18 protein-coding genes are annotated in these 11712 nt (G+C 56.7%); 11 read left to right on the top strand and 7 right to left on the bottom strand.

The genetic code is table 11. The features are described 5' to 3' along the window. Position 1 precedes the first annotated feature (1 nt). The 6 genes from OEG84_RS25040 to OEG84_RS25015 all read left to right on the top strand — a co-directional run bounded on the left by OEG84_RS25040 (position 2) and on the right by OEG84_RS25015 (position 6231). Positions 2 to 2461, top strand: a complete 2460-nt coding sequence (locus OEG84_RS25040; protein ID WP_267651837.1) for a phage tail protein — start codon at positions 2 to 4, stop codon at positions 2459 to 2461. A 27-nt stretch (positions 2462 to 2488) separates the two neighbouring features. Next, positions 2489 to 2917 carry a hypothetical protein gene (locus OEG84_RS25035; RefSeq protein ID WP_267651838.1) on the top strand — a complete coding sequence of 143 codons (429 nt, stop codon included), beginning with the start codon at positions 2489 to 2491 and terminating at the stop codon, positions 2915 to 2917. Next, positions 2914 to 3429, top strand: coding sequence for a hypothetical protein (locus tag OEG84_RS25030; RefSeq protein WP_267651839.1), 516 nt, complete (start codon positions 2914 to 2916; stop codon positions 3427 to 3429). The genes OEG84_RS25035 and OEG84_RS25030 overlap by 4 nt, the downstream gene beginning before the upstream one ends. After that, on the top strand, positions 3426 to 3803 hold the full coding sequence (locus OEG84_RS25025; RefSeq protein ID WP_267651840.1) for a hypothetical protein: 378 nt from the start codon (positions 3426 to 3428) through the stop codon (positions 3801 to 3803). The genes OEG84_RS25030 and OEG84_RS25025 overlap by 4 nt, the downstream gene beginning before the upstream one ends. Before the next feature lie 80 nt (positions 3804 to 3883). Then, the gene (locus OEG84_RS25020; protein WP_267656612.1) at positions 3884 to 5326 is read left to right on the top strand and encodes a hypothetical protein; all 1443 of its coding nucleotides are present in this window, start codon (positions 3884 to 3886) and stop codon (positions 5324 to 5326) included. Next, positions 5209 to 6231 carry a hypothetical protein gene (locus tag OEG84_RS25015; RefSeq protein WP_267656611.1) on the top strand — a complete coding sequence of 341 codons (1023 nt, stop codon included), beginning with the start codon at positions 5209 to 5211 and terminating at the stop codon, positions 6229 to 6231. The genes OEG84_RS25020 and OEG84_RS25015 overlap by 118 nt, the downstream gene beginning before the upstream one ends. Here the strand turns inward: OEG84_RS25015 and OEG84_RS25010 are convergent. After that, complete coding sequence (locus OEG84_RS25010) at positions 6212 to 6607, bottom strand: hypothetical protein (RefSeq protein WP_267656610.1); 396 nt, start codon at positions 6605 to 6607, stop codon at positions 6212 to 6214. The two genes, OEG84_RS25015 and OEG84_RS25010, sit on opposite strands and share 20 nt — an antisense overlap. A gap of 720 nt (positions 6608 to 7327) precedes the next feature. On the opposite strand from OEG84_RS25010, the gene OEG84_RS25005 reads away from it, so the two are divergent. The 3 genes from OEG84_RS25005 to OEG84_RS24995 all read left to right on the top strand — a co-directional run bounded on the left by OEG84_RS25005 (position 7328) and on the right by OEG84_RS24995 (position 9060). Continuing rightward, on the top strand, positions 7328 to 8134 hold the full coding sequence (locus OEG84_RS25005) for a lysozyme family protein (RefSeq protein ID WP_267656030.1): 807 nt from the start codon (positions 7328 to 7330) through the stop codon (positions 8132 to 8134). Further along, positions 8134 to 8424 (top strand): hypothetical protein, encoded by a 291-nt coding sequence (locus OEG84_RS25000; RefSeq protein ID WP_267651843.1) that lies wholly within the window; start codon positions 8134 to 8136, stop codon positions 8422 to 8424. The genes OEG84_RS25005 and OEG84_RS25000 overlap by 1 nt, the downstream gene beginning before the upstream one ends. A gap of 297 nt (positions 8425 to 8721) precedes the next feature. Beyond that, a complete protein-coding gene (locus OEG84_RS24995; protein ID WP_267651844.1) occupies positions 8722 to 9060 on the top strand; it encodes a hypothetical protein in 339 nt (112 codons plus the stop codon). A 146-nt stretch (positions 9061 to 9206) separates the two neighbouring features. Here the strand turns inward: OEG84_RS24995 and OEG84_RS24990 are convergent, their stop codons facing one another. From OEG84_RS24990 to OEG84_RS24965, 6 genes are all read right to left on the bottom strand, one after another. Continuing rightward, complete coding sequence (locus tag OEG84_RS24990) at positions 9207 to 9353, bottom strand: hypothetical protein (RefSeq protein WP_267651845.1); 147 nt, start codon at positions 9351 to 9353, stop codon at positions 9207 to 9209. 15 nt (positions 9354 to 9368) lie between these two features. Further along, positions 9369 to 9623 carry a hypothetical protein gene (locus OEG84_RS24985; protein WP_267651846.1) on the bottom strand — a complete coding sequence of 85 codons (255 nt, stop codon included), beginning with the start codon at positions 9621 to 9623 and terminating at the stop codon, positions 9369 to 9371. A gap of 161 nt (positions 9624 to 9784) precedes the next feature. After that, positions 9785 to 10087, bottom strand: a complete 303-nt coding sequence (locus tag OEG84_RS24980; protein WP_267651847.1) for a hypothetical protein — start codon at positions 10085 to 10087, stop codon at positions 9785 to 9787. Positions 10088 to 10099: 12 nt separating this feature from the next. Further along, positions 10100 to 10306 carry a hypothetical protein gene (locus tag OEG84_RS24975; protein ID WP_267651848.1) on the bottom strand — a complete coding sequence of 69 codons (207 nt, stop codon included), beginning with the start codon at positions 10304 to 10306 and terminating at the stop codon, positions 10100 to 10102. Positions 10307 to 10318: 12 nt separating this feature from the next. Then, positions 10319 to 10624, bottom strand: a complete 306-nt coding sequence (locus tag OEG84_RS24970; protein WP_267651849.1) for a hypothetical protein — start codon at positions 10622 to 10624, stop codon at positions 10319 to 10321. A gap of 5 nt (positions 10625 to 10629) precedes the next feature. Beyond that, entirely contained in the window at positions 10630 to 10782 is a 153-nt protein-coding gene (locus OEG84_RS24965; RefSeq protein ID WP_267651850.1) for a hypothetical protein, read from the bottom strand. 158 nt (positions 10783 to 10940) lie between these two features. On the opposite strand from OEG84_RS24965, the gene OEG84_RS24960 reads away from it, so the two are divergent. Continuing rightward, positions 10941 to 11150, top strand: coding sequence for a hypothetical protein (locus OEG84_RS24960; RefSeq protein ID WP_267651851.1), 210 nt, complete (start codon positions 10941 to 10943; stop codon positions 11148 to 11150). Between the two features lie 10 nt (positions 11151 to 11160). After that, on the top strand, positions 11161 to 11580 hold the full coding sequence (locus tag OEG84_RS24955) for a hypothetical protein (RefSeq protein WP_267651852.1): 420 nt from the start codon (positions 11161 to 11163) through the stop codon (positions 11578 to 11580). Positions 11581 to 11712: the final 132 nt, after the last annotated feature.

The raw sequence follows: 11712 nt of genomic DNA, 5'->3' as shown, positions 1-11712 counted from the left end.
TATGGTATTTTCCCTAATTGGGGGCGCGATCGCTGCGGCGGTCGGCCTTGGCAGCGCTACCCTGTTTGGCGTGTCGGCGGGTGCTATCATTGGCGGCGGTCTCGCGCTCGCTGCCAATCTGGCACTGTCCTACCTCAATCGCCCAAAGAAGACGCTCAGCACGGCGGTCCAGGGTCAGGTTCAGCTTGGCGGCGATGTGGCCGATCAGGTTCTATTCGGCACAGGCAAGACCAAAGGCCACCGGATTTATTACGCCAAGTACGGCGGCGGCAATGCGCAAAACGCCGAAGTGTTCGTGCTCGCCAATGGCCGTTGCGATGGACTTGAAGAATACATCTATTTCTATGGTGAGAAGCACGATCTGATCAGCGTCACACCGGTCGACAACGAGGCGGCACGTTACACGGTTGACGGCTTCGGGTCTTCCATCAATATCCGCTTCTACGATGGATCGCCCGGCCAGCTTGCCGACAGCGAATTGGTCGCTGCAACGTCTGCGCTCGGCAATCCATGGAAAGCCACCAGCACGGTTGCTGGCCACGCTTATGTTGTGGTTGAGCGCACTTGGTCCGCAAGCCTGTTTGACAAAGGCAGACCGGAGTTTGAATTCGTGTTGCGCGGCTGGTGCGAATACGACCCGCGCAAGGACAGCACAGTTTCGGGCGGCTCGGGTTCACACCGCATCGATGACCCGGACACCTGGGAACACTCGGTCAACCCGGCGATCCATCGCCTGAACTTCCAGCTTGGGCTTCGCGGCACTCTTTCGGGTGACGTGCTGGTCGGCGTTGGCAAGCCCATCAGTCAGATTGATGTGGCAATGCACATGGCCGCAGCCAATGTGTGCGACACCGAACGCACTATCGGCGGGCGCACGATCCCCACATATCACTGCAATCTCTTTGTCTCGGCAGAAGATGACCACATTGCCGTTCTCCAGATGATGGAAGACGCAATGGCCGGCTATGCGGTCAACCGCGCTGGTCTTGATGGCGTTCTCGCTGGAGCCCCGCAAGTTCCGGTGCTGGAAATTACCGCAGACGGTATCCGGGCAGACGCACCGCGCAAGAGCAAAAACCGCAGATCCGGCTTCGACGGCATCAACATTCTGTCAGGCCAGTTCACTTCCATCGAGGCCCACTACAACCCGGAAAGTCTCGAAACGGTCAGTTCCAATGCAGACATTGCCGCTGATGGCCGCAAGCGTCCTGCCGGGAATGACTTCCTCCAGGTCACAGACCCGGACATTGCGCAATACCTGCTCAATATTCGGTATCGTCAGAACCGGAAGGCAAAGCAGCGTTCGCTGCCGGTATCGCGCAAGGTTGGAACACGGCTGCAACCCGGCGATTGGGTGACGTATGAAGACACAGACTGGCTGATCACCAAGTGGGGCTTTGATCGTCAATTCCAGTTTACGCTTGAATTGGCTGAGACCGGTGATGATGTCTATGACGAGGAAGGCATCACAGCCGGTCCGGTAATCGTCGCGCCGTCCGCTCCTGCCAACCCGTCGCTGATTTCAACAGTCTCGAACTTCACTGTTGCGGCGGGGCTGATTACAGGCACGAACGGCGCGCAGACACCGGCCTTGCAATTCGGCTGGGATGATCCGGAAGACCCGACCGTTACCGCCGTGCAAATCCAGTATAGGCAGAATGGGACAGAAAGCCCGGTCTTTACTGCGACAGCTACAGACGTGGCGGCTGGAACCCTCGTTATGCCAGGCGGGGTTCAGTCCGTGTTGGACTACGACGCGCGGGCGACGATATCCACGCAGCCTGACCGGCTCAAGTCATGGACTTCATGGGTTACGACCGTAGCGCCGACCCAGACAGTGCAGTTAATGCTTGCCGAAGTGGCGGGGGATATTCGGGGCACGCTCGACACCATGCGCGCGCAGATTGATGATCTGCACCACCGTATTGAACTTTCGGGCGGCGATGCGTCCATGGACACGACCGAGCGCTATCTGGAGCGCCGGGTGATTACCAGGCAGCAGGGCGCCCTCAAGGCAACCGTGATCAGCGAACAGCAGGCGCGGATTGATGGAGACGCGGCTCTAGCTGAGGATATCACGGCGGTTGAGGCCATGGCGGAAGGTGCCAATGCTGGCGGGCTGTTCAAGATTGAGGCGTCCGCAGGGGCGGGCGATGTGCTGTCAAGGCTGACAATGTATGCCCGCGCCTCGATTGAAGACGCATTCGAAGACGCTGGCTTGGTGATCGAAGTTGTCGGCGACGGTGAAGACCCTCCCACACTGTCAGGCAGGGTGGTTATTAGTGCCGCTCAATTTGTTGTGACGGACGGGACCGAAACCAACCTCCCGTTGGTGTTCGAGGACGGTGTCTTGAAAATTCAGAACATATTGTTTGGTGACGGCGTTGGCGGGACGATCACCGGGGCCACGGGCAAAATGGTGTCAGATTACGTCAACGAACGAATGACCTTTTCTGATTGAGGTGGGTAAATGAGCACTCCAAGAGTCATGTTTGACGCTGATGAACTTGTCATCTCCAAGGTTGGCAAGGACGCCACCAATGCCTCATTGCCCGACACTGACAAGATCTTCGACAGCAAGTGGTTGTTCGGTTTGCAGGTGTTGGGCAGCGGCGTCTGGACGTATCCCAAGGAGGTTTCAACCTATCGGGATTTCACGCTACCTGATTACGGGTTTCAGCCCGCACTTATGATCAGGACCAAGGCGCGCCCACACTACAAGGATAATGGGGTCGAATATCAATTTGCGCTGGCCACGGACCGGCCAAATATTTCGGTCTTTACGGGCGTCGAATTCACATATGACAGAACAAATAGCATCACGCCGCACAAGTTCGTCAATGACACCACCGTAAGGATATACCGGACCGACCCTTATTCCGCCGTTGAGTTCCATTGGTTGGCGCTGGCGTTATGACAACGAGAACGGTTATCGACCCGAGCGAAGATTGGGTCATGCGCGTTAGCACTGCTGGTAACGATGTGGAAAGCGACGGCGGGCCGTATCTGTTTGATGGTTCGCTTGAGACGTTGCAGGTCCATCAAACAGGGATCGTGACGGATGTTTTTCAGTGGCAGCGACTAAGCACGCCAGAAGTACACCGATGCATCAAGCTTGCGGGGGCTTACACCGGGTATCCAATGTTGGAGATTTCATTTCCGACGCTCGGATACGTCCCTCACATTGAATGGTCAATCACGAGTGACGCGCTTGGCGGGGCTGTTGATTTCCCAGCGCACCACATCAACACAGTCACCGGCAGTTCGAGCACGGAGCTTGTAAGCCTGCCGGTTGCAATGATCCCCTACACCAACAAATTCCAGATTATAGCAACGACTGCGAACGCGCAGGGCTACAGCCTGGGGCACGGCGGGACTCCCCGGCAGGGAGACCTTTATTATACGGTGTTCAAAAGGCCGACGACATGAACGACCGGGTGATGTTCGGTAACAATGGTTCGAAGTTCGTGGCGAGGGTTTCGAAGCCCGGTAAGGACGTGGCGAGCACTGACCTTGCGGACTTCTCGCTGCATGAGGATTTTTCGACGCTCATACCGATTGCGCGAGGTACAACCACGTTGGCAACGGGCGCGAGTACGTCTTTCACCCTGTCGTCAATAATTGGCAAACACCCGTTTGTGGTCATGAAATCATCCGATGGCATACTGCCGGTCGCGCCATATCTCAACTTCTATCGCGGCACCTACTACCTCCGCGTCATTCCTACGACAGGCGTCTGCACACTTTACAACGAGTACGCCACGTCGCTGACCATCACCTACGCGATTTTCATTTCGCCATAGGTCATCCCGCAAAACCTGACCAGATACCGACCGCTAACGCCCGCAGCGGTCCCTTTGCTATGCCTGCATAAGGACACCCCATGACATCCCTGATAGTTGAGAAAACCGGCACGGTCAGCCTGACAGCCGGAAGCAAAGTCCTGTCTGGAACGCTGACTGCGTTCTCTGCTGCCGCCGTCTCTGGCGGAATGCTGATCGTTGACGGCGTATCGGCAGCCATTGCCAGTGTTGAAAGCGATACAGCGGCCACGCTCGAACAGAACTGGGCCGGCGAGAATGCCACTGATGCCGATTACGTCATCATGCGCTCGACCGCAGAGGCGGCCCGGCTGACCAATGCCCAGGACAAGCTGTCCGATCTGATTGCCCAGCTCGAAGGGCAGGTGTTCTTCAATTACGATGCCTTCGGCGAGGCGCTGGCCGACCGGGATGCGTTTGATGATGAGGCCAAGGGCTTCAAGTTCGCGTTGATCTCGGATGGCGATGCGGTGCTCTATGTCAAAGCCTCGGCCAGTTCCGCCGACTGGACGGATGGCGTCACGATCCGAGGCGACAAGGGCGATACCGGTGCAACAGGTCCGGCTGGTGAGGATGGGCAGGCATTCGACCGCAAGGGCGCTGGTGCACCTGATGATGGCGACGGGTCGAACGGCGAGACCTATCTCAACACGGTCAATGGCGACACCTATGTGAAGGCCGCCGGCACATGGGGAGCGCCAACGGGGAGTATCAAAGGCGACCAAGGCATCCAGGGAGTGAAGGGCGACAAGGGTGACACCGGCCAGGTCGGGACCGAGGCGCTGCTCGACAGCGGCACGGCGACGGGCGCGGGCGCGCTTGAACTCGATCTGAGTACCTATGTGGCGGCTGGATACGACCGGTTTCGGGTCGTGCTGCGGGGCTTGACGCCCAGCGTTGACGGCGCGTTCATGGGTGCGCAGTTCTCGGCAAATGGCGGTTCCTCCTACGAGGGTGCAGGTTATGTCCATGCCTACGAACGTGGGATAGTTGGCGGTTCTCCCGATTCTGGCGGCAGCGCGTCGGACAGTTACATGCGGGTGACGACTGCTATCGGCACTGATGCTGGCGAGTTCGCCGAGATCACGATTGATATAGACCTCACCGCCACACGCGGCACCATGGAGGCGCGGACCCTTCTCAAGTCGGACACCGGCGCGGTTATCCTCATGCGTGCGCAAGGGCGGCTCGCCGTCGCGGACCTCAACGCTCTTCAGTTCTTCATGTCGGGTGGCACGATCACCAGCAGCTGGGTTCTGTTCGGCTTCGACGGCACGACGGTGGTTGGTGACGAAACCCTCACGGATGCGAAGCTCTCGCCGACCGCCCGCGTTTCCTACGCTGCCTTCGGGGCGTTCCCGATCGCTCGGAAATCCAGGCCGCAACGGTGGGCGATGACATCGATCGGCTGGGCTGCCTCGGCTATGCGGCGGCGGGCGACACCGATGGCGACATCATCACCTATACCCGCGAGGCTTCGGAGCCGACGTGCCATGCGCGGCTGAAGGTGCAGAGCGCGGACGGCAAATGGTTCGTCGCCTCGCGTCCTGCATCCGGTCTGCCGATCAAATGGGCGGGCGCGAAGTGGGACGCGACCACGGACGACAGTGAGGCTGTGCAGGCATGTCTCGATTTTGGGCCGGGCAAGTACCTTCTGCCGGTAGGAACGGGGAGAGTTGACAACGACCTCACGGTTGCCGGAGACGGAATCAACCTCGTCGGGCATAGTATGGGTTCATCAAGCATCTGGTTCTATGGAACGACGTTCCTGAAGAATTCAGAGGCAACACCAAGTCTGGAGGCACACCGGAGATATTATTTCGAGGCAAAAGACTTTTCAATATTCCGAAAGGGAGCCTTTTCTGGATCGAAGGGCTTCGATCTTGATAGCTTTGTTCTGGGACGGATGGAGCGAGTACACGCGGACTTTTTTGAATACGGCTTCATGCTCGAAAGCGCCGTCTCTGGTTTCAGTGTCTACAATGTCTGGGAGCAACTCTTCGCAAACGTGTGCCGCTATGGCTTCTGGATCGATGGATCACAGTCCAACGCACAGAAACTGTGTGGTTGTAGGCACAATGGCGCTGCGAAAAAGATCAATGCGACAACCGGGTTGGCGGATGCTGGCGGCGTCAACGTGTTCGGGTTTACAGTGCGGAACTCAAACGGCTGTCACTTAGACACCCCCATCGTTGATTACGCCGAGACTGGCATTTATCTTACAGAAACGACGGCAGATAGCGCCTACTACAACACGATCACGGCACCTCGCATCGAAGATGTGACCGACGCCATTGTCATCGACGCGGGCGTCGATGTGACGTCTATCTTGGGTGGGGGAGCGACCTCGGTGTCGGGTTCGAAGCTGATTGATAACGGCACAGATACTGTCACGCAGGGCGATTGGTAAATTTTGCTGCGATTTCACTTCGCGTGACGGCCAGTTGGGATGAGGTGTATCTTCGGAAGCGGTTGGCAACTCTCATTGATCGAACGCGATCGAGGTCCGGTGGGTCGATGACGTTATTGACGACCAGATTCTCGGCTCCGTTTTGAGATAGCGCGTTTAGGAAGTCGCACTCGCGCAGACGGTTGTGATAACTGATCCGGTTTTTTCCTATAAGTGCCCATTGCCACTCCGGGTAGCGAAGAAAATTTACTTTGCTCACCCGTTTGTCAAAGTTATGAAAATGATCATGCAGCCCGATCAAGGCATAAAAGATGCCCCCAGACTTAAGGACACGCCGCGCTTCCCGTATCAACGATAGTATTTTTGCTTCCGGCACGTGCTCCAGTACGGCGTAGGAGAAAAAATATCCACTGACGCTGCTGGCAAACCGGTGTTCGCTGCATCACCCGGAGCCGTGTATCTAATTGCATCAGGGTTGGCGGGTGGGAGCCACTGGAGAAGCGTTGCTGATGCCTCTTCCATCAGAGTGGGTCGAAGGTGACGGCGATGATCGAATGTGTGGATGTAATTCGCTCCTAATGAGGAAAGAGCAAGCGTCGGCATGGCATCCCAGCCTGTCCCGACCTCCACTATCGTCGCACCTGATATAGGCTTGATGCGATTTAGGCTCCGAATACAAGCGGTGATTTCGGCTGCGCGCTGTTCTTGTGCGGTGTGTCCTCGGCGTTTGGCGTTCACCCGTTGGAACTGGTGATTGATGGCTTCACCGTAAGGCAGGCAGGCGAGGCCTGCCTGAACCATGGCCTTTGCCTGCCACGGCAAATGCGGGGCGGCCCTAGTTGTCTCAATTCCCTGCAAGAACGTCTTCATCTACCCAGCATATCCGACACGGCGCGGACGCGAAACAACCTTCTCGCGTCATTCCCGCCATCGCAATCTGAAACATAACTGACCGGAAGTACATTCCCATGAAACCCATCGCCAACTGGCGGGGGGCTTCGCCGTGCCTGTCGGGCGCGGATCAACACATAAAAACATCGACATAAGCAAACACCCAGCAAACGCGCGGCGCTTTGCTGTGCGGAAAGGATAAATGATGGATATCAACATCCCTACAGGGGCTGCGATCCTACTCGACTTCATCCGAAACACTGAAACCGGAACGGCGGGTTCCGAATCCTACCGCACCATCTACGGTCACAATCAGAAGCATCTGAAAAAGCCGATCACCGATATGACGCTGCTTGAAATCCAGCGGGCGCAAATGGGGTGGTCTAAGCGTTTCGGGTCGTCTGCTACCGGTGGATATCAGTTCATGTACAAGACGCTCGGTGGTCTGATTGAAGAACTGAAAATCTCGGTGAAACTCAAACTTACCGCCGATTTGCAAGACCGTCTAGGGTATCATCTGCTCAAGCGGCGTGGCTATCTGGCTTACATGGATGGGCGAATTGACGCCGTGGAATTTGCCAAGCGTCTGGCCATGGAATGGGCATCATTCCCGGTCCTGCAAGACACCAAGGGCGCGCACCGCACAGTCAAGCGCGGGCAGTCCTTTTATGCCGGTGACGGGCTGAATAAGGCTCTGGTTGATCCTGCTGAAATCGAGCGGGTATTGGCGCGGGTCAAGACTGCCACTAACAAGCGCATTCCTACACCTGCTCCCAAGCCGGACATTGCGCCACCTGCCGATCCCGAGAACCTGGATAAGCCCATCGCCAAATCCAAGACATTCTGGATGTGGCTTTCAACTGCTATCGGCACGCCGCTTGCTGCCTTTTCCGGCATGGATTGGCGGGTGCAGTTGGCCCTCGTCGCCGTGATCGTGGGCTTTGCCATTTACGGCATCTATGCGCGGCACCGGCTGGCGAAGATCTACCGCGAGATAAAGGCGGGCTTGTGATGGGCTGGTCTGACCTTATCCCCGTCGTATCGACTGCAAAGCTTATAGGGGCTGCGGTGGCGGGGGCTTTCCTCGCTACATCGCTGACCTTCACCTACACGACGCTTTTCACTGTCCCTGCGGCAAAGCATGAAGCGGCAAAGATTGCCACCGCCGAAATGCTCACAAAATTCCATGAGGTTTCCAATGAACTTGCATCTGATGCGGAGAAATTCCGTGCCAATCGTATTGCTTGCCGTGCTGCTGGCCGGATGTTCGACTTTGAGACCGGCAACTGCGGACAAGACTGATATCCGCAAGACCATCCGCCCTATTGTCGGCACTACGCTAATAGGGGTCAAGGGGGCCACTCCAGTCGATCAAGACAAGATAGACGACACCGCTGCGGGATTGTGCGGCGCGGGCGTCTGGACCCCCTCTGAGTGCTCAAGACACGCCAAATAACAAGCGGGCCGACCTGAGATGCGACCTCGGGCCGACCCTGACCACAACGACCACAAGGGGGCCGTAATGGCTGAGAATATATCTACCGGGCGAGGGGTAAAGCGTTCGTTACCGCCGCGCCGGCCGGAGTCAGGGGGAATCCGATGACGGTTATCGAATTGCAATGGCTGGTGGGCATCTCTGCCACCGTGGTTTTGTCATTGGCCGGTTTGGTGATCGGATCGTTCCGGGTCATCGCCGCCAGGCTTGAAAAGGAAACGGACAAATTGAGCACCGCGATAGCGAAAGGGAACGAAAAGCTGGCCCACGCCATGAAGATGGAAGGCGATCGGCTGCACGACCGGCTCAACCGGGTAAGAGACGAATATGTGCCGCGCCGGGAAATGGACGACCACATGAATCGCATCGACAAGACCCTGGACGAGATCAAGGCGGATCAGAAGAGCATCATCACCCTGCTTACTGGCCGCGCCTCTCCATAACCAATTTGCCGCAATCGTGCGGTGAATACCCGCCGGCGCTCCAACAGCCTCCGGATCGCCGGTCTCAACGTAGTCAAACTGCCCCGTGGCCTTAACCGGCTGCGGGGCTTTTTTGTGCGTTGGGGGAGGCTCCTTCGATGATGGGGTTAATTTTCAACAGACTGAGCGAGCTTGATTGCCTTGTCTATTGGTTCGACCACAGCGCGCCCAAGCAATCCACCTTCCGTCTCGATTTTCATAAGCTCGTCTTTCATCGCTGCAATGACACGCTTCAATTTTTCGGCCTCTGTCATCGGGAACTCCTTCGATTATTTCTCAATTTCAACATCGCGGCCCTCAAGGTACGCGAGAAGCTTGATTGACAATTCGCGCTCGTCATAGTCGGCCAGCACCAACAAGCCGCCAGCGGAGAGCCTGCACATGCGGCGGATTATACCGGCCATGCCTTCAATCCGTTGCTCTCGCTTCACATCAGTCAAAAGCACTGGCCGCTCCTGTTTTGCTGTTGAAACGTCGCACCACGGCGGGGCGATAAGTGAAATCAATCTCAACAGTGTCGTCATGCTCTGGTGAGACAACCTCGGCAAATCTGAACTTTTCAACCGGCCTTTTCCTATGGCCTCGGCAGCGAGCCCATTGGACGATATAGGTGTCACACCACGACGCTAGGGGGCGGGGTATTCGTCCATTAGCAACATGGCTCATGCCTCCTGTTATTTGCGGTTTAATCGTAGCCCCATGATTGGGCGATGGCGCGGAACTGTTCATAGCCAACATGACCAGGACGGCCGCTCAATTGGCTGATCGGTGTGCCAAGACGGTGGCCGATATCACGCTCCGCGTACCACGCCCATTCACCCGTGGCAGGGAAGCCGTTGTTGGCGAGGTGATACCAGTATCCATCTTCGCGCAATTCGAACTCGGCAACGTCGCCAATGATTGATTTTGCATCCGGATTGAACCGTTGCGGGTCGTGCACAAAGACGCTTTCGCCAAGGCGGTATTCAGCAGTTTTTGGATCAGACATGGCAAACTCCTGTTATTTGGGGTTGTTTTCAATCTCGATTGTCAGATCCAGAAGCCGCCTGAATTGTTCTTTTGTCGGTCGAGTGTTCAACGTCACCCTTATGGGTAGCGGCCCCTCGTCGTCGGTCATCAGAGATGTTCCAAGCGCCAACCACTCAGCTTCGCTCTTAGCTTTGAGCCGGTCGTTCTCTGCTCTGAGTTCACATGCTTGGCAGGCCATCGGAAACTCCTGTTATTTTGACTTCTTTGCCGCGCGCCGCTTCTTACCGATGAACCGGTAATTCAGCTGGTCGCGGGTGAACTCCTGGCCGGTCCGCTCGTTGATGCGGGCCAGCACGTGCGATTTAGTCAGTGCCGGATCGAGCCATAGGCCGCGTGCCCACTTCTCGTCCTTCTCTGTCATTGTGCCGCGCGGCTTGCGACCACGGGTGCCGATAACCTTTTCAGCAACCTCGACCTTTCCGCCGCGGCTTTCGATTTCCTTGCGGATCTGCGCGGCCTTCGCGCCGGGGCCAAAATCACCGATTTGCAGCACCACGACAGTCACCCCGATCGCACGGCGGCGAGCAGTGCGCGCAGTTCCTCACGCTCTGTCGCTGCGTTGTCGATGAAGGCCCGCCCCTGAGGAATGTCGAATTCCTTGAAGTCGCGGTCGCTTCGCTTGAAGCCGTAGGCAATTTTGTCATCAAAGGTCATGGCCTTTCATACGCTATTTGCACACGGTTTCACAATATCTCTGATTTGTCCACATAAATGAACTTTATGCACTATATATGTGTGCAAAAATGCTTGCATATGTGAAAAATTGCGAGCACATTGTGGACAGATTGAAAATCACGCAAGGGACCAAACTGATGGCTGATGCAAAAGAAAAACTGAAAGATCGGGTGCTGAAATTTCAAATGCTTGAACTGCCCGGTCAGCCCATGATGATGCACATGGGCACATCGTATTTGGTGCAAGACCTTTGGCGTGAAGTGCAGAGCCTCCGGGCGGCGCTCTCTATGACCAGATCCGGCACCGATACCGATGAAGCGATGCGCTCGCAAAACTGCGAAATCTAAAGGAAGTCAGATGCCATACAGCCACCCAAAGGAAAGCGCTCACGCGCAGGACGCTCGAGAAACCAAAGAGCGCACGCTCGGACTTGAGAGCCAGTCCCTGCTTCGGGTTGGCTACCGGCCCGACGCAACAACGGAAATCGAACGAATGGCCACCGCATTGCAAGACATATCCGCCGAGCGCCAGCGCCAAATGAATGTTGAAGGCTGGACGCCCGAACATGACGACACGCATAGCGACGGCGAGATGGCGCGAGCGGCTGCATGTTACGCGCATAACCCCGGCAAGATGGGGCGGGCTTCTCCGGTCGCGTGGCCCTGGTCGCGGGCTTGGTGGAAGCCAACAAATGCTCGCCGCGATTTGGTCAAAGCCGGAGCTCTGATCGTCGCTGAAATCGAACGGCTGGACCGCCTCGAAAGCTCCGACACATAAGGGAGGCCGGGGAACACCCGGCCTCTACCTGCGGACCGATACCGGACCGTTTCACCTGAACAGACGTGAACATACTGAGTTCAAACCCGTCGAGCTCGACTGATTTCATTGAGTTTTTGCGAAGCCTACCCC

Source organism: Hoeflea algicola (genome assembly GCF_026619415.1).
Taxonomy (GTDB): domain Bacteria; phylum Pseudomonadota; class Alphaproteobacteria; order Rhizobiales; family Rhizobiaceae; genus Hoeflea; species Hoeflea algicola.
Note: the sequence above shows the minus strand (reverse complement) of the source record. Positions and strands in the feature narration are given on the sequence as shown.

Bases quoted from the DNA above. Each gene is read 5' to 3' on its own strand.
- OEG84_RS24985 (WP_267651846.1), bottom strand. From the start codon at position 9,623: ATGACGACACTGTTGAGATTGATTTCACTTATCGCCCCGCCGTGGTGC.
- OEG84_RS24955 (WP_267651852.1), top strand. From the start codon at position 11,161: ATGCCATACAGCCACCCAAAGGAAAGCGCTCACGCGCAGGACGCTCGA.
- OEG84_RS24980 (WP_267651847.1), bottom strand. From the start codon at position 10,087: ATGTCTGATCCAAAAACTGCTGAATACCGCCTTGGCGAAAGCGTCTTT.
- OEG84_RS24990 (WP_267651845.1), bottom strand. From the start codon at position 9,353: ATGACAGAGGCCGAAAAATTGAAGCGTGTCATTGCAGCGATGAAAGAC.
- OEG84_RS25020 (WP_267656612.1), top strand. From the start codon at position 3,884: ATGACATCCCTGATAGTTGAGAAAACCGGCACGGTCAGCCTGACAGCC.
- OEG84_RS24975 (WP_267651848.1), bottom strand. From the start codon at position 10,306: ATGGCCTGCCAAGCATGTGAACTCAGAGCAGAGAACGACCGGCTCAAA.
- OEG84_RS25030 (WP_267651839.1), top strand. From the start codon at position 2,914: ATGACAACGAGAACGGTTATCGACCCGAGCGAAGATTGGGTCATGCGC.
- OEG84_RS25025 (WP_267651840.1), top strand. From the start codon at position 3,426: ATGAACGACCGGGTGATGTTCGGTAACAATGGTTCGAAGTTCGTGGCG.
- OEG84_RS25035 (WP_267651838.1), top strand. From the start codon at position 2,489: ATGTTTGACGCTGATGAACTTGTCATCTCCAAGGTTGGCAAGGACGCC.
- OEG84_RS25040 (WP_267651837.1), top strand. From the start codon at position 2: ATGGTATTTTCCCTAATTGGGGGCGCGATCGCTGCGGCGGTCGGCCTT.
- OEG84_RS25005 (WP_267656030.1), top strand. From the start codon at position 7,328: ATGGATATCAACATCCCTACAGGGGCTGCGATCCTACTCGACTTCATC.
- OEG84_RS24965 (WP_267651850.1), bottom strand. From the start codon at position 10,782: ATGACCTTTGATGACAAAATTGCCTACGGCTTCAAGCGAAGCGACCGC.
- OEG84_RS24995 (WP_267651844.1), top strand. From the start codon at position 8,722: ATGACGGTTATCGAATTGCAATGGCTGGTGGGCATCTCTGCCACCGTG.
- OEG84_RS24960 (WP_267651851.1), top strand. From the start codon at position 10,941: ATGGCTGATGCAAAAGAAAAACTGAAAGATCGGGTGCTGAAATTTCAA.
- OEG84_RS25000 (WP_267651843.1), top strand. From the start codon at position 8,134: ATGGGCTGGTCTGACCTTATCCCCGTCGTATCGACTGCAAAGCTTATA.